The 20,178-nt window shown below is 36.2% G+C and carries 13 protein-coding genes and 1 pseudogene; 6 read left to right on the forward strand and 8 right to left on the reverse strand.

Annotated features, from left to right (window positions below; translation table 11 throughout):
• Window positions 1-4: 4 nt before the first annotated feature.
• Window positions 5-2,170 carry a hypothetical protein gene (locus tag A2290_08725; protein OGC14764.1) on the forward strand — a complete coding sequence of 722 codons (2,166 nt, stop codon included), beginning with the start codon at window positions 5-7 and terminating at the stop codon, window positions 2,168-2,170.
• Here the strand turns inward: A2290_08725 and A2290_08730 are convergent.
• The gene (locus A2290_08730) at window positions 2,139-2,510 is read right to left on the reverse strand and encodes a hypothetical protein (protein OGC14765.1); all 372 of its coding nucleotides are present in this window, start codon (window positions 2,508-2,510) and stop codon (window positions 2,139-2,141) included. The two genes, A2290_08725 and A2290_08730, sit on opposite strands and share 32 nt — an antisense overlap.
• On the opposite strand from A2290_08730, the gene A2290_08735 reads away from it, so the two are divergent.
• The 4 genes from A2290_08735 to A2290_08750 all read left to right on the forward strand — a co-directional run bounded on the left by A2290_08735 (window position 2,487) and on the right by A2290_08750 (window position 9,503).
• A complete protein-coding gene (locus A2290_08735) occupies window positions 2,487-4,967 on the forward strand; it encodes an ATP-dependent Clp protease ATP-binding subunit ClpC (GenBank protein ID OGC14777.1) in 2,481 nt (826 codons plus the stop codon). The genes A2290_08730 and A2290_08735 overlap by 24 nt on opposite strands.
• A complete protein-coding gene (locus A2290_08740) occupies window positions 4,964-6,325 on the forward strand; it encodes a DNA repair protein RadA (protein ID OGC14766.1) in 1,362 nt (453 codons plus the stop codon). The genes A2290_08735 and A2290_08740 overlap by 4 nt, the downstream gene beginning before the upstream one ends.
• 145 nt (window positions 6,326-6,470) lie before the next feature.
• Window positions 6,471-9,086, forward strand: a complete 2,616-nt coding sequence (locus A2290_08745; protein OGC14767.1) for a hypothetical protein — start codon at window positions 6,471-6,473, stop codon at window positions 9,084-9,086.
• A gap of 198 nt (window positions 9,087-9,284) precedes the next feature.
• Window positions 9,285-9,503, forward strand: a complete 219-nt coding sequence (locus A2290_08750; GenBank protein ID OGC14768.1) for a hypothetical protein — start codon at window positions 9,285-9,287, stop codon at window positions 9,501-9,503.
• A gap of 240 nt (window positions 9,504-9,743) precedes the next feature.
• On the opposite strand, the gene A2290_08755 is transcribed toward A2290_08750, so the two are convergent.
• Together A2290_08755 and A2290_08760 are read right to left on the reverse strand one after the other, a co-directional pair.
• Window positions 9,744-10,451: a hypothetical protein gene (locus A2290_08755; protein OGC14769.1), complete on the reverse strand. Its 708-nt coding sequence runs from the start codon at window positions 10,449-10,451 to the stop codon at window positions 9,744-9,746.
• Entirely contained in the window at window positions 10,451-11,737 is a 1,287-nt protein-coding gene (locus A2290_08760) for a hypothetical protein (protein ID OGC14770.1), read from the reverse strand. The genes A2290_08755 and A2290_08760 overlap by 1 nt, the downstream gene beginning before the upstream one ends.
• Before the next feature lie 85 nt (window positions 11,738-11,822).
• On the opposite strand from A2290_08760, the gene A2290_08765 reads away from it, so the two are divergent.
• Complete coding sequence (locus A2290_08765; GenBank protein OGC14771.1) at window positions 11,823-12,053, forward strand: hypothetical protein; 231 nt, start codon at window positions 11,823-11,825, stop codon at window positions 12,051-12,053.
• Between the two features lie 372 nt (window positions 12,054-12,425).
• On the opposite strand, the gene A2290_08770 is transcribed toward A2290_08765, so the two are convergent.
• The 5 genes and pseudogenes from A2290_08770 to A2290_08790 form a co-directional block, all read right to left on the reverse strand.
• Window positions 12,426-13,346 (reverse strand): hypothetical protein, encoded by a 921-nt coding sequence (locus tag A2290_08770; protein ID OGC14772.1) that lies wholly within the window; start codon window positions 13,344-13,346, stop codon window positions 12,426-12,428.
• On the reverse strand, window positions 13,339-14,100 hold the full coding sequence (locus tag A2290_08775; protein OGC14773.1) for a sporulation initiation inhibitor Soj: 762 nt from the start codon (window positions 14,098-14,100) through the stop codon (window positions 13,339-13,341). The genes A2290_08770 and A2290_08775 overlap by 8 nt, the downstream gene beginning before the upstream one ends.
• A 137-nt stretch (window positions 14,101-14,237) precedes the next feature.
• A complete protein-coding gene (locus A2290_08780; GenBank protein OGC14774.1) occupies window positions 14,238-17,450 on the reverse strand; it encodes a hypothetical protein in 3,213 nt (1,070 codons plus the stop codon).
• Complete coding sequence (locus tag A2290_08785) at window positions 17,413-19,836, reverse strand: hypothetical protein (protein ID OGC14775.1); 2,424 nt, start codon at window positions 19,834-19,836, stop codon at window positions 17,413-17,415. The genes A2290_08780 and A2290_08785 overlap by 38 nt, the downstream gene beginning before the upstream one ends.
• 123 nt (window positions 19,837-19,959) lie before the next feature.
• Window positions 19,960-20,178 (reverse strand): annotated as a pseudogene (locus A2290_08790) (hypothetical protein).

Consider the following 20,178-nt stretch of genomic DNA (forward strand, 5'->3'; position numbering starts at 1 on the left):
AAAAATGCTTCCAACAATAGTAATAATAACTATTTTTACTGAGATTTTTAGCGTAGGAGTATTGCTCTTTACTTCTTTCGCATTTGGTAAAAAATTTTTTGAACAGAAACAAAAAAAGGATTTCATTCTAAGTCTTGCCCTTTTTTCTTTTGCGATATACCCATGCCTTATAATTATTTCCCAAATGCTTTACAATTTGGGGACCCCTTTATCTTCACTTATCTTCATCCAGAGATTAATTTCTTACAACTTAATCCTCGATGCATTTTTAATACTTTTATTCATAAAATTTAGATTTAATCCCAAAATGATCAATATTATTCTATGGATATTTTTTATCTCTGCGCTAACAATGATTTACAGAGTTGGAGCCTCTTCCATAAGCCTTGTATACAGGGTTGAAGGAGTAGAACCAATGGTAAATTTTTCTATTCCAACACTTCTTCGCCCTGTCTGGTCAAACACATGGCTATTGCTTTCAATAGTCTCTCTCTTTTTCTCTTTCAAGAAAAAGGGGGCGGAAAAAACTCTGTTGCTCTACGAATGTTTAGGTTCTTTTTTAGTTTTCTCATCGGTTTTGCCGACAATTGCATATCTTGCAACACAAAACAATTATTATCTACTGATTTCATGGATTACAATTCTTTCAGGAACAATTCTTTTAACGCTGGCTGAGATAATCCCTAGCAAATCACCCCTAGCAAAAAGCCCTTTTAGCTTTTTCAGGAGCAGGATATTATTTAAATTAGTCTTTATTTTTGTGCTTATTATAGTTATTCTTTTTGAAATAACAACTCTTGTAACATTAAATCTAAGCAAACAAGCTCTTCAAAAATCAATCTTCTTAAGTTATAACGAAATAGCAAAAAACATCCGAGACCAAATAGAGCTTCTTGATACTCCTGATAATGATGCTCTTCAAAATATTGTAGAAAATAAAAAAATCGGAAGAACGGGAATTGCCTTTGTAATAGATTCGCAAGGCAATATCATAGCCCATCCCGACAAAACCCGAGTTTTTATTAAACAAAACTTTAAAGAAATAATATATGTAAAAAAAGCTCTTTCCGGAAAATCCGGGTCAGGAATACTGGGAGAAGATGATTTTGGGCAAATTAAGGCAGGGGCTTTTCTTCCAATCAGAAAATTTGGCGGCGCCTTAATAGTGGAAGAGCCATTAAAAGATGCCTTTTATGAAATGCGCCAATTAGAAACAAATTCTTTGATTTTTGTAATAATAGGTTTAACTCTAACCGTTATAACAGGATTGATTCTGGCCCAAAGCATAGAAAGTCCCATACATAAACTTACCCAAGGGACAGAAGCAATCTCCCACGGAGATTTAAGCGCAAAAATAGATATTGAATCTTCAGATGAAATAGGTAAGCTGGCTCTTGCTTTTAATAAAATGACCCGCTATCTGCAAGACAGCCAGGATCGTTTAATACTTTCTGAAAAATTAGCCGCGTTAGGAACAATGTCCGCGGGAATGGCTCATGAAATAAAAAATCCTCTGGTATCGCTTAGAACCTTTTCTCAGCTATTGCTAAGCAGATGGGAAGACAAAGAATTCCGAGAGAAATTTGCGCAGATAGTTCCCGCGGAAATCGAAAGAATCAACAAAATAGCAGAAAGTCTCCTTAAGTTTGGCAGACCAAGTAAACCAGAAATGGGGAAAGTAAATGTCAATATAATTCTTGAGGAAATACTCACTCTTTTCGAAAGTGAATGCAAAAAAAACAATATCCGCCTCAGCACAAAGTTTACAGAACTACCTGAAATTACAGGCGATCCACAACAATTATCACAAGCTTTCGTCAATTTAATTTTAAATGCTATACAAGCAATGGATAAAAATGGTGAACTCATTGTAAAAACCGATATAGGGGAAGTTGTTCAGACAGATTACAAGGAAGACTCTCTTCTCGAAAAGGGAGCTATAAAAGCAATTTTTGTTGAAATTTCAGACACAGGCCCTGGAATAGACGAAGAACACCTAAAATCATTGTTTGATCCGTTTTTCACAACAAAGGTTAAAGGGACCGGAATGGGTTTGCCGATAACGTTAAGGATTATAGAGGAACATAAAGGCTCAATTAAAGTAAAAAGCACAGTTGGAAAAGGGACAACTTTTATTATTATGCTACCTCAGAAATTTGGGGAAAATTAGAAGATTCCGTAGCGCAGCTTAAAAACCCCGGAGGCAAACTGCCTACCTCTTGAAAATGCCTAAATTCAGACAAACGAATAGAAGGGGAAGGATCAGAAAAACCTTTACTTACATCATGTTCTATGTTTTCACCAATCATCCACACGGAAGACAATCCTGTCTTAGAAAAGCGCGGCAAAGAACTATTAAAATCTATATGCATGCTTTTATCCCCTCTAGTTTCCCACATAAAAGTTCCTTTAAAATATATTGCGCTTTCAATATAAAATATCGGGGTTAATTGCTTAAAACTTGCACAAATGTTATAATTTTTTATATGTTTGAAAGGTTTTCTGAACATGCAATTCGCATAATAATGTCGGCCCAAGAAGAGGCAAAAAAGATGAAAGCTTCCGAAGTTAGAGTAGAACATCTTTTACTTGGAATGATAAGAGAAAAAGAATCTATAATAATTAAAACATTTGAAGCTTTAGGCCTTTATGCCGAAGAACTAAGGACAATCTTAGAAAAAAATCTGCCGTCGGAAATTACCATACAAAAACAAGAAATTCCATTTTCAAACAATGTAAAAAAAGTAATAGAAATATCATGGGAAGAAGCAAGAACCCTGGGACATAATTATATTGGCGCAGAGCATTTATTTCTTGCCTTGTTAAGAATAGAATCAGGGATAACAGCCGAATTGTTTAAGAAATATAACATAACTGAACAACAGGCAAAACAGAGCCTGATTTCATACATGACTCAACAGACTACCCAACACAAACAATTCCCCAAAAGGAGTGATACTCCGTTTCTCGACAGTTTTAGTAGGGATTTAACAAAACTTGCCAGAGAATCAAAACTTGACCCTGTCATAGGCAGGCACAAAGAGATAGAAAGAGTAATCCAGATTTTATCTCGCCGCAAGAAAAATAATCCTGTACTTTTAGGAGAAGCGGGAGTTGGAAAGACAGCCATTGTTGAGGGACTAGCCCAAAGAATTATTGCGGCAGACATTCCAAGCCCCCTACTAAACAAAAGAATTATCTCTTTAGATCTTGGTCTTTTGGTGTCGGGGACAAGATACAGAGGAGAATTTGAAGAAAGACTAAAAAAGATAATGACAGAAATAATAAAGTCAGGGAAAATAATCCTTTTTATAGACGAACTTCACACTCTAATAGGAGCAGGGGCCGCAGAAGGGGCCATGGATGCGGCAAACATACTAAAACCTTCCCTTGCGCGCGGAGAGATTCATGTAATTGGAGCAACAACGCTAAATGAATACAGGAAAAAAATAGAATCTGATCCCGCATTGGAAAGAAGATTCCAGTCAGTAATTGTTGACGAGCCAAAGGTTGTAGACACAATTGAAATTTTAAAAGGTTTAAGAAGCCGTTATGAGGATTTCCATAAAGTAAGAATTACAAACGATGCTCTTGTTTCTGCTGCAAGGCTTTCGGATCGTTATATCGCCGACAGAAAACTTCCTGACAAAGCAATAGATTTAATGGATGAAGCCGCCTCAAAAATAATGCTCAAATCAAACATTGCGCCTCCCGAACTTTTAGAACTCAACAAAAAATTAGAAGAGATGAAAACAAAAAAAGAGGCTGCCATACAAAATCAGGACTTTGAAATAGCTGCTAAGTTAAGAGATGAAGAGATGCAACTAAAAAATAAGTATGAAGAAGCATCAAAAAAAGTTGTTGGAGTATCTTATGATGAACTGCCAATTGTAGATTCCGAAGCTATAGCAGAAGTTGTCTCCGCATGGACAGGATTTCCTATTACCCAATTAACTTCCGAAGAAACAAAAAGGCTGCTAATGATGGAAGAAGAATTATCTCAAAAAGTCGTAGGCCAAAAAGAGGCAATAACAACTATTTCAAAATCCATACGAAGAGCTCGGACAGGACTTAAAAATCCAAACAGGCCTATAGGATCATTTATATTTCTTGGCCCTTCCGGCGTTGGAAAAACAGAGCTGGCAAAATGTTTGGCGGAGTTTTTGTTTGGAGACAAAGATGCAATGGTCAGAATTGATATGTCGGAATATTTAGAATCTCATACGATATCACGATTGCTAGGCTCCCCTCCCGGCTATATAGGCCATGGCGAAGGTGGATTACTAACAGAACCTATCCGCAAAAAACCACATTCTGTCGTTTTATTTGATGAAATTGAAAAAGCACATAAAGACGTAATGAATATCCTTCTTCAAATTTTAGATGACGGAACTGCAACTGACGCGCAAGGGAGGAAAGTCGATTTTAAAAACACAGTATTAATAATGACAAGCAATATCGGCGGAGATCTTTTTCAGAAGGAATCTTCAATTGGCTTTATAAACAGAGAAGATGCGCATGCCAACTACGAAAAAACAAAAAAAGAAGTTCTGGAAAAACTTTCAAAAGAGTTTAAGCCGGAGTTTTTAAACAGAATAGATGAAACAGTTGTTTTCGCTCCATTGTCAAAGGAGGATTTAGCTGAAATAGTAGACTTAATGATAGAAGACATCAACGAAAGAATAAAAGAAAAAGAGATGTCTATTAAAATCACAAAAAAAGCTAAAGATTTTCTTGTGGAAAAAGGCTACGACCCCAAATTTGGAGCCAGGCCTTTGAGACGTACTATCGAAGACTATATTGAAGATCCCCTTTCGGAAGAGGTTCTTCGGGGGAAAATTATATTTGGTTCGGAAATAAAAGCTGATACAAAAGACAACAAAATAATTTTCAGCACTTTAAAAACAAATTCAAAAAATCTGCAAAAATCGCTGTTGGTCAAAGAAACCTCTTTAAAGAATAAATGAAAACCGAATCACGTTTTTTTTGCCAAAATTGCGGGAATGATTTCCCGAGATGGTCAGGGCAATGTCAATCTTGTGGCGCCTGGAACAGTCTGGTCGAAGAAAAAACCGTGAAAGCTAAACAAACAGTCTACAAACCCAAACATGCCGAGTTAAATACAACTCCACTATCAATAAAAGATATAGATTATAACCAAGAAGAGAGAAAATCATCCGGAGTGGAAGAATTTGACAGGGTTTTAGGGGGTGGGATTGTCCCGGGGGCTGTAATTTTAGTGGGCGGTGATCCGGGAATCGGGAAATCAACCTTAATGCTGCAAATTGCAAATAAATCAGACAAAAAAATCCTTTATGCTTCAGGAGAGGAATCAGCAAAACAAATTAAAATCAGGGCTCAACGACTTGGAGCGCTATCTGAAAAAATTAAGGTTTATGCCGAAACAAATTTATTTTTAATAGAAAAAGGGATAGAACAAGAAAAGCCTGAAATCGTAATAATAGATTCTATACAAACAATGTTTCGTGAAGATATAGATTCTGCCCCGGGATCTGTTTCACAGGTGAGAGAGTGTGCAGCTTACCTGGTAAAAATAGCAAAAGAGACTCATATCCCAATATTTATAATCGGGCATGTCACAAAAGAAGGGAACATCGCAGGGCCTAGAATTTTGGAGCACATAGTTGATGCTGTCATCTATTTTGAGGGAGAACAACACAAACAGTTTAGAATTCTTCGAGGGATAAAAAACAGATTCGGATCTATATCAGAAGTCGGTATCTTTGAAATGACAGAAACAGGGCTTGTAACAGTTGACAATCCATCTGAAATCTTCCTGGCAGAAAGGCCCAAAGGAGAAAGCGGATCAACAATTACAGCCATTATAGAAGGATCAAGACCTCTTTTAATTGAAGTACAAGCCTTAACAGCATATACAAAGATGGTAATGCCACGAAGAACATCGGTCGGCATTGATTACAACAGATTGATGATGATTCTGGCTGTTCTGGAGAAAAAAGCCAATTTAAAACTATCGTCTCTTGATATTTTTGTAAGCATTGCTGGAGGGATAAAGGTTGCGGAACCTGCCATCGACCTCCCCATGGCGCTGGCAGTCGCGTCTTCCTATAAAAACAAACCGCTTCCGGAAGATTTAATCGCTGTCGGAGAAATAGGATTAACGGGAGAAGTAAGAGCTGTTAATCAGATCGAAAAAAGGATAACAGAAGCCGAAAAGCTCGGCTTTAAGAAGATTCTAATTCCAAAAGGGAATCTGAAACAGATAAAAACTTCCAAAATAGAAATCGCGGTAGCCGGATCGATTTCTGAGGCATTTAATAATATCGGAACTGTTGAGAAATAAGCACCCCACATTAACCCCGACTATTCACGTTTAAACCAGAAATTATCATTATCGGGGCTTGAAATTCCTTATGGACACACCATGCCCATATAAAAAAGTTCCCTTCCGAAATTCAACCTCAGAATTAACGATATATATACAAATCATGCTAAATACTCAAATACAAACATCAACATTTAAAGGAAGTAAATACGGCTCTTTTCCCGTAAGATGGAAATTCCCCGGGGACAAAACACCTTCAAGGCAACATCTGCCTGAAATAACAGGAGATGCCAGAAAAACAATCACACATTCATTATGTTATTATGGTTTTCCTCAAAATATAGACAAAAAGATAGACAAGCTCCCCTCCCAAGAAGAATTAAACAATCTAACCAGTTTAGGACAACATTATATTTCCTTTACTGTTTATATACTAAAACAGATGTTAGCTGTCGGTGCCATAAAACCGGAAACAGCCTGGATGCTTTTCAACTGGGACTTTAATAATATACAAAACCAAGGAGTAAACAAAAACAATTTTGAATATATGAGAAACTGTTTCATGTTAAAAGTCAGATCTTTTGTTCAAGAATCTGATTTAACACAGGGAAAAGCTTTAGTAATGTTTGAATTCTGGGCAAGAGCAGGAAGCGCAGGCTTAGAAAAATACGAAGAATATCCTCAATTTAAAAAAGAATTAGAATTCAACCCTAAGGAAATTGAAGATTCTCAGTTAGAAGAAGAATACAAAAAAGCTCTCTGGCTGGAAATGAGATTAATGGAAGACCAAGTGGGAATAAAAGGTTTAAATGAAGAACTAAGCATTTTTGAAGACGGATACGGAAATGATTATGGAGAATATAATCCTGAAAAAAACAAAATAACAGCAACAATCAATATGTTTAATAGAAGAAAGATAATCTATGAACCCAAATCTATAGATTCAACAATAAAAGCAGAAATAGGGCATTGGATGTTTCGATTTCTCAACATTAGAACCCCGCGCATGGGATGGAGTATCCACAGGGTAGTAACAGAGTTAGCCGATAGAAGTAATTTCCATGCTATTCTCAATGGTAATCTTGAAGATCGTTCACCTCAAGCAAAAGTCTTTAAAACGGGCGGGTATTACTTCACAAGTCGCCATAAAGATTCTTCCTTCAATAACCAAGAAGAAAGATTCCCAACTTTTCCGGAAGAACACCCAACAAAACGCGCTCCTTTGAAAGATTTGACGGAGGAACATGTTGCCGCGGAATATTTTGACAGATTAATAAGAATAAAACTGTTCTCTCAAAAAGGCTTATTACACTTAGCCCCAAAGCCATCATCAAAAGCCAAAGTAGCAATCGCAAGAAAACAATTGTACAGAAAAATAGTTCTATATATTTCACTTTTAGATCTGGAAGGAAAAATAAAGAATTTTAGTGACTTACAAAAAGCAATTAAAAAAATTGATCCTGAAAAAATAGAAGAGTATTATTTAAACTGGAGAGAAAAAGCAATTAAAGCTTTTGAACAAATATTGAGAGATGGGGAAGAAACTGTAGAGGTCAAAAAAAATGCAGCAAAAGCTATCGGCCATTTAGGAAATTCTTCTTCTCTTCCAACACTCTTGCAAGGGCTTGAATACTATTCTCAATTTAATTGGGATGAGGATTCAATGAGAATAGTAAAATCAATTATCGAGGCAATTGGATTTATAGAGAATGAAACAGCAGTTGCTGCGATTGAAAAGCAATTAAATAATGCCGAAGCGTCAGTAAGAAGCGCAGCGGCAAAAACACTAATCAAACTTAAAAATCTAAAAAAAGGCTCTAGTGAGTATAAGGAGCTATATGCTTATACCTTAATCATAGGAAAAACCTCTTTTGATAATTGCGTGAAGCTTGGAGAACAAGCTCTCTCTGCAATGGAAAAAGGACTAAAAGATAATAATTCCTATATTAGAGCATTAGCTGCATTAACAATAATTAAAATAAAAAAGCTTGAAAGTGAAACAGATGAATACCAAAAGCTAATAGCTTATCATTTAATTCAAAAAAGGGAATATAAAGAAGCTCAAAAATTAGGAAGAAATATTTTGCCTGCTCTAAAAGAAGAGATCAAACACAATCCCTATTTTATAAATTGTGAAGGAGTTGTTCCTTTACTAAAAAAGACAATCCCACCAGAAAAGCTTTCCTTGCTGGATGAAAGATTGAACCTTTTTTCTTTATCAAATACAAGGGCGGCAATAGCAGGGGTAATGATAAACGTCAGAAAACTAAAGCCTGGAACTGCCGAATATAAGCGGCTATACGCGTACATATTAATTGATAGATGGGAAGAAAAGAAACCTTCAACACAAGAAGTTAAAAATCTTGGGAACGATGCTATTTATGCGCTAAAAAGCGCACTAAATGATTCTTATGCCTTTAGAGTCGAAGCAGCCGTTAATTTGTTGTTAGAAATAAACAGAGAAGAAGCTATCCAAATTTTGGAAGATCATCTGCTCAATGGTTGCGGAGAAAAAAAATCAATAGTTGCAAAAGCGCTAAAAAAAGCAAGAAACACAAAGAAAGGGTCAGAAGAAGAGAGAAGATTAACTGCTTTTCAGTTGATAGAGGGATTGGCAGTAGATAGCCAAAGAACAATAAAAAGATTGCAAAAACTAGGAAAAGCGGCAGTTCCTGCTTTGAGAGATACAATACAAAATTCTCCAGGTCAATATAGCGTCATGAGATATGCAAGCATATTAAAATCTATAGAAAAAACAAGTCGTTATAATCTCTTCTAAAACAATTAACCCCAATTGTCCAATAAATGTCCTAAGGTCATGGGTGACGAATTCTCGTCTACGGTTTAAAAGCTCTACTTGAAATTCTCCTTTATTTTAGGGGGCAATAGAGATGTTAGAGTCATGGAATGAAAATTGCTACAAAAAAGGTGTCAAGGTTTCTAGGTTTCAAGGGATCGAGTAAGGGAAAAAACAAACATGGATATTAGAACTTTTAAAGACTTGAAAGTTTGGAAAAAGTCATATGATTTAGCGGTAGAGGTGTACAAGGCTACAAAGCTTTTCCCTTCCGAAGAAAAATTTGGCATAACTTCTCAAATAAGAAGGGCTGTTGTTGGCATATCATCTAATATTGCAGAAGGTTACGAACGTCAATACAGGAAGGAGTATATAAGATTTTTAATGATCGCTTGGTGAGGTTGAAATATATTTAACTCCGATTATTCATACATCGAGTAATATTTGATAATTTGTTAGTTATTGATTCTGGTATGAACCCCGATTAGGAAATCGGGGTGAATGATTTCATACGAAATCTTGTCATTAAGTTTAGTTTGCAACACCCAAATCGCAACTTTTTACGAGAGGAATTAACATTTTTTGAGGCTTGTGCGGAAGTCAGGAGAAAACAGTGAACCCCGATTATGATGCTCGGGGTTAAAGCATGCTCTCAATAATTCTATAAACCTCTTCGTTCGCTCTGTCAGGATCTTTCCCGTACTCTTCCAAAGAGATGGGCTTTCCAATCTTTAAAGTTACAGGAACCGAGTGTATAACCATACTATGCTTTGGCATAATTTCAAAACTTCCTGATATCGCAATAGGAAGAACCCGAACCTTGTTTTTTATCGCTAACAACATACTTCCCCTCTTAAATTCCTTGAGAGTGCCGTCAGGGCTTCTTGTCCCTTCAGGAAAAATCAAGATACTATCTTTGCTGGCAAGCGCCTCCCTGGACATTAAAAACATGTTGAGAGCCCCTTTTCTTGTCCCCCTGTCAACTGGAATATAACCGCAACGTCTCAAATACCATCCAAAAAACGGAATTTTAAAAAGTTCCTCTTTAATAATAAACCTAAACCCCACAGGCAAAACAGCCAAAAGAATTAATATATCAATAGCGCCTTGATGATTGGAAACAAAAATCAATGGCTCTCCCCGTGGGATATTTTCTCTTCCCGTAACATGAACAGGAACTCCGCTTAACCATATAAGTAAACGCGACCATATAGCGGCTGATCGTTGAAATGTTTTTCTCTTTTTGGGCGATGACGTAAAAAATGAAGAAAAAAGAGTGATTCCTGTACCAACAAAAAAAGTCAAAAAAACCGTAAAAAATAAAAAAATTGTCCTAAGAAATTTCACTATTCAATCTTCTCACCCAGAATAATTCTGTTCATAATTACTCCGCTTGTCAGCTTAGGATAAAAATATGTTGATTTTTGAGGCATCTTTTCAAACTTTTCAGCTATTTTTATTATGTCCTCAACTTTTACAGGATTTAATAAAACAGCTAAAGAGGCATTCTGATCTTTAACATAGTTTAAAGCTTCTTCCTGATGCTTTGTAAATATGAAATTTTCATTATCCTCAATGCCTAAAAGGTTTTTAAAAACCAGACTATGTAAAATAGTAACATCTAAATTTTTCCAGTTATCAGATTTATCTTCTTTTATGATGTCATGAATAATCACATCCTTTTTTAAGGCCAAAATATAATACGTGTCAGGTATCTCCTTAAAATAAAAACAAAAAGCATGCTCATTTGATTTTTTCTGAAGCTCTTTTGTCATTTTCTTTTTTATTTTATCTTCAGATTTCTTTTTAAATGGATACTCAAAAATATCAAAATAAGCCTCAAGCTGAGTTAAAACATATTGAGCGCTAAACTGTAAAGGTATTTTCAAAACTCGATGGATAGGAAGAACAACCAGCCCCAAGCTCTGGATAGGAACAAAATCCATCATTACATGATTATAAGCTTCTTCTTCTGTAAATCTGGTATTACGAACTTTCATTTCATTTTTAAATTGAAGCGCAGCCTCATATCGATGATGTCCATCTGCGATAAAAACGGTTTTATCTTTAAAGTATTTTTGGATCTTTTTTATTTCCGATCTCTTTTTTACTTTCCAAAGTCTATTTATTATCCCTTTTACGTCTTTGACATCTAGTTCGGGTTTCCCTTTTTTCATTTTTTTCATGATTTTAGAAATTTTTCCTTTTTCATCAGAAAACAGGGAAAAAACATTATCAAAATTTGCTGACGCAGAACGTATAAGGCTTATACGATCACGTTTTGGCGTAGGCAAAGTAAATTCATGAGGAACAACCTTTCGCTTGGAAACATCATCAAATCTTAAAAGAGCAATAATCCCTGTTCTAGAATACGTCTTTGTCCCATATTTAAATTGTTGTTCATAAACATACAGCGACGGCTTTTCCTCAACAGATAAAATTCCATGACGAATCCAACCATTAAATGAAGAGGCAGCCCTAACATATTTATTGTTATATTCATTATCCCCAGGAAAATCCTTTCCCAAAATAAGCCTAACCATATTAAAGTCAGATAAATTGTAAAGAAACTCTTGCTCTTCATCTTTGATGACATCATAAGGGGGAGAGAGAACATTTGAAAGCTTTTTCACTCTTTTTTTATTGTATAATACGCCACAAAAAGGAAAGATATCTACCACGTCTTAAGTATTATACCATATGTGATATAATTTAACCATGACTGATTTAAACAGCAAATTACAAAAACAACTTATAGATTTCTTGGGAATTTACTCGATTTTAACCTCTCAAGCAAGAGCAGAGCTTGAAGCAAAGCTATATGCTGTCATGGAAAAATCTGACCCAAAAACAAAGAAAATGTATAGAAGCATAATACAATCAGCAAAAGAGAACCTTTCTGTAACAGAAACTATAGAAAATCTAAAAAAAGACTGCCCCCCTGATTAACCTCGATTATTCACCCCGATTAGGATAATCGGGGTTCATCCCTCGAGCATATGAATAATCGGGGTTGTTTTATGAGAAATAGATTCCCGTTTTCACGGGAATGACCATTATTCAACAGACCCATCAAAGATACAACAAACACAATAAAAATAAATAGCTTTTTATCGCTCCCAAGCCAAAAAATCATTTCATGAGCTTACTTAGAAAAATCTTATCTCTAAAATAAGTTTCTAATCTAAAACAGCAAAGCAGACTAATCCTACAAGTATCAACATAAATCCTACCCCACCCCTCACCAACAACAAAACATCTCCCCACCACACAACAATAGCCCAAACTCCAAAAGCCACAAAAACAACACCCAATACCAACTTAATTAATTTGCTTATCAATTTCAATCCCTCCTTCTGTTACAAACACAGGTTCAACTCTTTTAACCTTTTCTCCCAAAATAATATCCAAAATCCTTTCAAGGTCTTCCTGAGAAAAAAAATCTATTTCAATTCTGCCACGATTTTTATTCCCTCTAAGGTGAACTTTGGTTGCCAAACAAAAAGTAAGTTTCTCAAGCCATGGTTTAAGTTCATCATCAATTTTCACAGCTCTTTTTGAGATTTTCTTGTTTTTTGAAGGTTTTGGCCCGCCATAAACAATAAGCTCTACATCTCTCACGCTAAGCTTATTTTTTATAATATCCCCAAAAATCAATAATCTCTTTTTACTGTCAGAAAGAGATAAAAGAGCTCTTGCATGGCCGGAAGAAATCTCTCCCTTACGAAGAGAATCACGCATCTCTTCAGGCAGTTCATTTAATCTTAGCATGTTTGCAATTGTGGAACGATTTTTACTGACTTTATTTGCTATGTCAATTTGGCTCATGCTAAACTCAGAAAGCAATTTGGAATATGCTTCAGCTTCATCCATGGGGTTTAAATCTTCCCTCTGTAAATTTTCTATTAAGGCCAACTGAACAGACTCTTGATCGCTAAAATCTTTAATAATCGAAGGGATAACATTAAGTCCTGCTATTTTTGCGGCACGAAGCCTCCGTTCTCCTGCAACCAGTTCATAATTTCCTTTTCTTAAACGAACAAGAATAGGCTGGGCGACTCCAGTGCTTTTTATGCTCTCTGCAAGTTCTTTCAAGCTATCTTCATTAAAAACTGTTCTTGGCTGACGCGGGTTCGGAATAACTTTATCTATAGGAATATTCACAATTGTTCTTCCGCCGGTAAAAACAGACCCTTCAGGAATTAACGCTGATAAACCTCTGCCTAAACCCTTTTTATTCATCGCCAATTACCTCCCTGCTTAATTTTTCATAGGCCAACGCCCCTTTTGATGTAGGATCATAAAACATTATTGGCTGGCCAAAACTTGGGGCTTCAGCCAAACGCACATTTCTAGGTATGATTGTTTGAAAAACTTTTGCGCCAAAATGTTTACGGGCCTCTTCTACAACTTGATTGGCTAAAACAGTTCTCTGGTCGTGCATCGTAAGAAGGACACCTCCAACTTTAAGCATAGGATTTAGCCTCTCTCTAACAAGATCTAACGTCGAAATAAGCTGACTTATCCCTTCCAGGGCATAATATTCACACTGTATAGGGATCATAACTTCATCAGAAGCGGTCAATGCATTAACAGTTAAAAGATTTAAGGAGGGGGGGCAATCAATCATTAGATAATCATAAATATCTTTTGCAGCAGAAAGCGCTTTTTTCAATCTAAACTCCCTCTCAAAAACCGATACCAGTTCAACTTCAGCTCCAGCCAAACGGGATGTCGCGGGAATAATATCAAGATTACTCACAATTGTCTTCTTAATAGCATCAATAACAGGAACTTGATCAACAAGGATGTTATATATGCACATTTCAAGACTTTGTCTTTCAATCCCACAGCCAACCGTTGCATTTCCTTGAGGATCTATATCTATCACCAAAACTTTTTTATTAAAAGAGGCTAAATAAGCAGCCAAATTAACCGTAGTGGTTGTTTTACCAACCCCACCCTTCTGATTAACAAAGGAAATTATTGCTCCCATGAAGGCTTTATTATACTATGTAGAGACATTGTTTTCAATTCGCCCCGAGGACTCATGTTTAGAGGAGAATAATCGGGGCTTATTAAATAGCGCGAAAAATATGCCAGGCTTTTGCATCACAAAAACATTTCATTAGATTAAAAAATCATTTCATAAAAGAATGCTTTGTCTGAAGCATCCATATAAAAACTCCTGCCCTTCAAAGGGATCGTTTTTATAATATCCCCATTAATATCAAGGGCTGATATCCTTCTGGGGAGTACCCCTTTAAATGTAATCTTTGCCTCCACCCCCTCCGTCAAAAGAGGAGCATCGCCAACGTTTGCAAGTTGAGTTTTGCTTTCATTATATTCCTGGTTTTTATTTTCTATCTTTGCCGCAACAGTAACAAGGATCGTACCGCCGTCTATCTTCTTAAATTTTAGTTTGTCATTCAAAACAGAAAACGCTATAGAGCAAAATTCATTTTCAGGTTCTACGATAAAATCATTTAATTGTATTATTCTGTTTTTCATAAAGCCCATAGCAACTTCAGTCCTGTCACTATTTATTGTAAATATCCCTTTGCCATAATCCAATTTCAACTCACCTGTATCTGAAGATATTATTCTGTTTTGCTTATCATGATATTTTGAAACATAGTCTTTTGGAATAGAATTAATTTTTCCTTTAAAATTAATCGTAGTTTTTAGGATATAGGGCAAATAAGGGTTTCCGGCTATCATCTTATCTTCATCCAAAAGCCCATACAATTCAGAATCCGACACAGGATAGTTTAAGCTCTTTCTTGCTTCTGCAACATCTCCCCGATAAAAAAGCAGCGCTGCTGCGGGAAGCTGAGAATAAACATTGGGCCACGCGGAAACATCAAAGTTGTCTTCCATGGGAGCCTGCCATCCGGCATGGTTAAAAGAAAATTGAATTACTCCGTCCCAATCCTGAAGATTGGCGTATGCAGCCATAACAAGAGGGCCTTCCACCCTGAATTCATTAGGAAAACAACAATTCCATTCGGAAACAACAAAAGGGATGTCGCTTACATTGTAAAAAGCAAAGTTATTTGGCAGAGCATCTACAGGATTCTGAAGCATACTTAAATTTTCAAAAACAACTTGTGTGCCATATCCAAATTGAGGATGATCCCAATAACGATGTCTGTCTATATAATCTAAAGAAGAATTTGTTTTTACATCAACATAAAGATTAACCCAGTGATTCGACCCGGAAATAGGAACCTTAACTCCCAGTTTTTTTAAATATTCTGACATCTCTTTATAATATTTAACCTGCAGCTCCTCATAAAATTTTAAAGTATCGGCAAGCCGGCTTGGTTCATATTTTTCAGCGCCGCTTCTTTGATATTTAAGAGGAATATCTGCCCGTTGTACATTTTTTCTGTAGGGATCTTCGTCCTGCTTTAAATCTTTGCGCCCATATTTATCCGTCCAAGTCTTATCTAAATTATTTCTATTTTTATATCTCTTTAGCAACCATTCATTAAACATCCCATCCAAATCAGTAAGATAGTGCTTAGAAATATTAAATTGCGTGCCGAAATAAAAAAGCATTGCTTCGTTAATAAGCTTAACAGAAACAAGCGCAGGGTCATCAACATAACGCAATCCAGTGTAAGGATTTTTATGAGTCAAAATTTGTTCTGCATATTTCTTTTGAAGTTCTATTATACGATTATCAAAAAAGCCGGTAACCTTAGCCCCCCTCTCGACATTCTGCCAATCCTTAACGTTATCTCCTTTTTTAAACTCACGATCCACTAAGAGATCCATAAATACATAGATTCCCCGTCGCTTTAGCTGATAAATAAGATAGTCTAATTTATCAAAAGATTCCTTGGATAAATGTTGAGTATCATCATAATTCTGATCAAAAATATTCGGATTGGACCAAAAAGCATCAATATGATGGATACGAACAAGATTGCATCCTGATCTGGCAAGGCGTTCTGCCATAATTTCAGCATCATGTTTTTCAGGAAAAGTTGAAGGGGCATATATATTGGTCCCCCAAAATCGGACTCTAGTTCCATCCTCAAAATAAAAATGACCATTTTTAACCTTTAAAAACCCATGTTTTCCGGCTGGCGAGTCAAGCAGAAAACTTACATCCGAAACAGTCTTTTTGTATGACTCATTAAGTGGAATAAACTCATTCCAATCTTTTGTATCAGTTACATAAATACCGCCAGGTTGAAGTTTTTTTCCTTCATTATCAAACGCAATAAGTTTTATTTCGTCAAACCATGCTTCCCCGGCACACTCCAAAAGACCCGCAAAGACGTCAATCCTTCGGGTCTCTTTTGGAACATTAAACTCATTTTCAATAAATTTCCAGTCAAATGTCCCTGAAAAAGCTTCCAAGATAGGCCACCCATCCAACCGCTTCCCCTTCCCATCCTTAAATTCAATGTTAATCCTGGCAAGTTGCCACGGTTTTACCCCTGGAATAACATCTTTAGCCTTAATATATCCGGAAAGTTTTATTTTCTTTGCTTTTCTTCCGTCCACGGAGACCGATTGAGAAACAAAAGACCAAACAGGGGTGGAATTTCTTATCCTCAAAGCACCATTGCCAACTTTAACATTATTATTAATAATTGCCCAATCTTCCGACCCTCCATATGCCCATTTTTCCCAAACTTCAAGCCCTCCATTTTCCAAAAAATTATATGGGTCTGTATTTTTTTGATCGGGAAGAGGGACAAGTTTTATATCATCAAAATATACAGTCCCAGCACAATCATAAAGGCCAAAGACAACTTTTGCTTTAACCGTACCTTTTGGAACAATAATATTCCTGGCAACATATTTCCAGCCAAAACTCCCTGTCCAAGCTCCAACGCTTGGCCATCCGCCAACTTGCACATCTTTTTCATCGAAAAAAAGTAGCTGAATATTGGCTTGGTTCCAATCTTCATTTCCCTGAACAACATTCTCAGATTTTATCCACGCGGAAAGAGTAACTTTGGATATTTTTCTCCAGTCTATTGCAATAGTTTGCGCGCCCAAGGACATTTTTGGAGAATCATTTATGATTTTTAAAACATTTCCGCCACGATCAGGGAGCAGAGAGCTGTTATAATATTCTTCTCCCCAATATTTTGGTATATTATTAACCAACCCTTCTTCAAACCCACTGTTTTTCAAAAGATCCTGGGCTAAAGATGGCATTGAAAAAAAGAAAAAAAGAAAAACAAAAAATAAAATTAAAAATCTTAAAAAAAGATACTTCTTAACAAAAGTCAAATGCCAAAATAGCATGGGATTTGAAGATTGAATAATTGATTTCTTTTTATTAAGCCAAAATTGCTTCAACTTTGTGTTCCTTCCCATCTTTAAAATAAGGAATCAAACATCCGTCAGCTCTTTGGCCATCAACTTTCAAAAACTTAACGCCTTTACTAACCTTAAAACTATTCCTGATTTTAATATTATATTTAACGCCTCTAACAGTTATGTTCAATTCAACTTCTTTCCATTTTTTTGGGAGGCACGGATCCACAATTAGACCATTATAATCCGGCCGGACGCCTATTATCCATTGGATCGCGGCAACAAAACTCCATGAAGCAGCACCAGTAAGCCAGGAATTCTTCCCCTCCCCAAAATCAGGATGGTCAGGACCTGCTATCATTTGACAGTAAACATAAGGCTCAGTCTTTCTAACATCAGCAACATTATTTTGAGCTGAAGGAAGAGTTGCACTATAATATTTAAAAGCTTTGTCTCCATGCCCTAACAAACATTCAGCTATTACAACCCATGGATTTGTGTGGCAAAAAACAGATCCATTTTCTTTAAGCCCCGGAGGATAAGTTGAAATTTCCCCAAGCTTAGGTTTATATTCTTTAAAAGAAGGATGTAGTAACTTTATCCCTTTTTCCGTCTCCAGATGATTGGCAACAGAATCCATACAAATTTTCGCCCTATCCTTGGATGCAGCACCAGAGATAACAGCCCACGGTTGGGTTTCAAGAAAGATTTTTGCTGCTTTATCCGTACTCGCTCCAACAGGTTTTCCTTCATCATCAAAAGCTCTCAAATACCATTCCCCATCCCAGGCATATTCATTTACTAAAGAGGCCATTTCAGAAAGTGAATTTTCAAAAAAATCTTTATCTTTTTTCAATCCTTTATGACTGGCAATGCTTATCATTTCACGCGCGGCAAAAACAAGCAATTCAGCCACAAAAACCGACTCAGCCATCCCGTTTTTGCCAACCATATTTAAGCAATCATTCCAATCAGCAAATCCCGCCTTTGGAAACCCATGCGGCCCTATATTTTTCCATGAAAACAATATTGCTCTTTTTAAATGTTCATATAAGGTAGCTTTTTTAACCTTCTTATGTTTTTCATCCTTCAACTGGATGTCAACATGATCATGATGTCCCATCTGCAAAGGGATCATTTCCTCTTTTTCAGCAAAAGGGATTTCTTCGTCCAATATTTTCCAATCACCCGTGGCTTTAATATAATTAGAAACAGAAACAATCAACCAAAGATGATCATCGGAATAACCATAAAGGGCCCCTTTTCCTGTTATCGGAGAGTATTGATGATAAGTATCACCTTCTTCAAATTGAATTGAAGCCAAATCAAGAATCCGTTTTTTCACCTTATCTGGGATTATATGAACAAACCCTAGTGTATCTTGGTTGGAATCTCTAAATCCCATTCCACGGCCGATTCCCGATTCATAATAACTTGCATATCTAGACCAGTTAAAGGTTTGCATACATTGATACTGATTCCAAATGTTGAGCATGGAATTTACATTTTCATCAGGGGTTTTTACCTGGATTTTAGAAAGATTTTTCTTCCAATATTCCTTTATTGCTGTAAGTTCCAGGTCAACCGTTTGCACTTTTGTGAATTTCTTCACAAGTTCTTTCGCTTTTTTCTCGTCAGGAGCAACGCCTAAAACAAAAATCATTGTCTTCTTCTGGTTGCTTGCTAACTTCAATTTTATACAATGGGACCCTACAGGAGCCCAGCCGATTGCTTCAGAATTAGAACACCGACCGTCAACTACAGCTTTAGGTTTTTGAAGAGAATTATATCCATTATTCCCCAAAAAATTTTTCCGCTGACAATCAAAACTATCTATTTTTTCAGATGCGCCAAAAAAGGCAAGAATATCCACCCAGCTTTTATGCAAGGTATCATGAATTATCGTAGATCCGTCACAATACGCCTTGCCTATTGACCAAGTACGCTGGAAATTAGTCGAATCGCCAACAGCATCCCAAAGACAAAACTCAACAAAAGAAAAGAGTGTCAGATCTTGATTCTTTTTGGTTTTGTTTTCTATCTCCACCTTCCAAATTTCTAAATTTTCATCCATTGGGACAAAATAAGTTATTTTCGTTTTAATCCCTTTATACAAAGAAGCAATTGAAGTATAGCCCAGTCCATGTCTACATTCATATTTCTCTAATTTTTTCTGAACCGGCTGCCATGTAGGAGAATAAATATCTTTATTTTTATTATTTCTAATATAAAGGTAACGACCCCCCTGATCAAAAGGGACATTGTCATAACGATAACGTAAAATTCTGCGCTCTCTGGGATCTTCATAAAAAGAGTATCCACCAGCAGTATTAGATATTAGCGCGCAATATTTTTGAGTCCCGAGATAATTTATCCAAGGCAGAGGAGTATTAGGTTTTTCAACAACGTATTCGCAATTTGCATCGTCAAAGTGTCCATAACGCATGATAGTTTATATATTCTAAATGAAATAGATTGATTAGTCAATTTTTGTACGGTCCAGAAAAACAAGATTGATCCCTGGTTTCTCTAAGATGGCAAATTGCAAGAATTGGCATTATACAACAGGTCACAGTTCCTCCTCATCCATAAGGAAATACTGACCAAAAAACATACCTCTTGTTTGCTCAGGGATAAACGGAACACCTAAAAAATAATACTTCCATGAAGAGGAGAATCCACTTGCATCATGTATTATATTAAGGTTTCTTGTAAAAAGAATTCCTAACCCTTTATCTAAAAGCTCTTTCAGTCCGTAATTGGAATAGTGATATCGACTACAATATTC

Source organism: candidate division WOR-1 bacterium RIFOXYB2_FULL_36_35 (genome assembly GCA_001771505.1).
In the GTDB taxonomy this organism is placed as follows: domain Bacteria; phylum Margulisbacteria; class WOR-1; order XYC2-FULL-46-14; family XYC2-FULL-37-10; genus XYB2-FULL-36-35.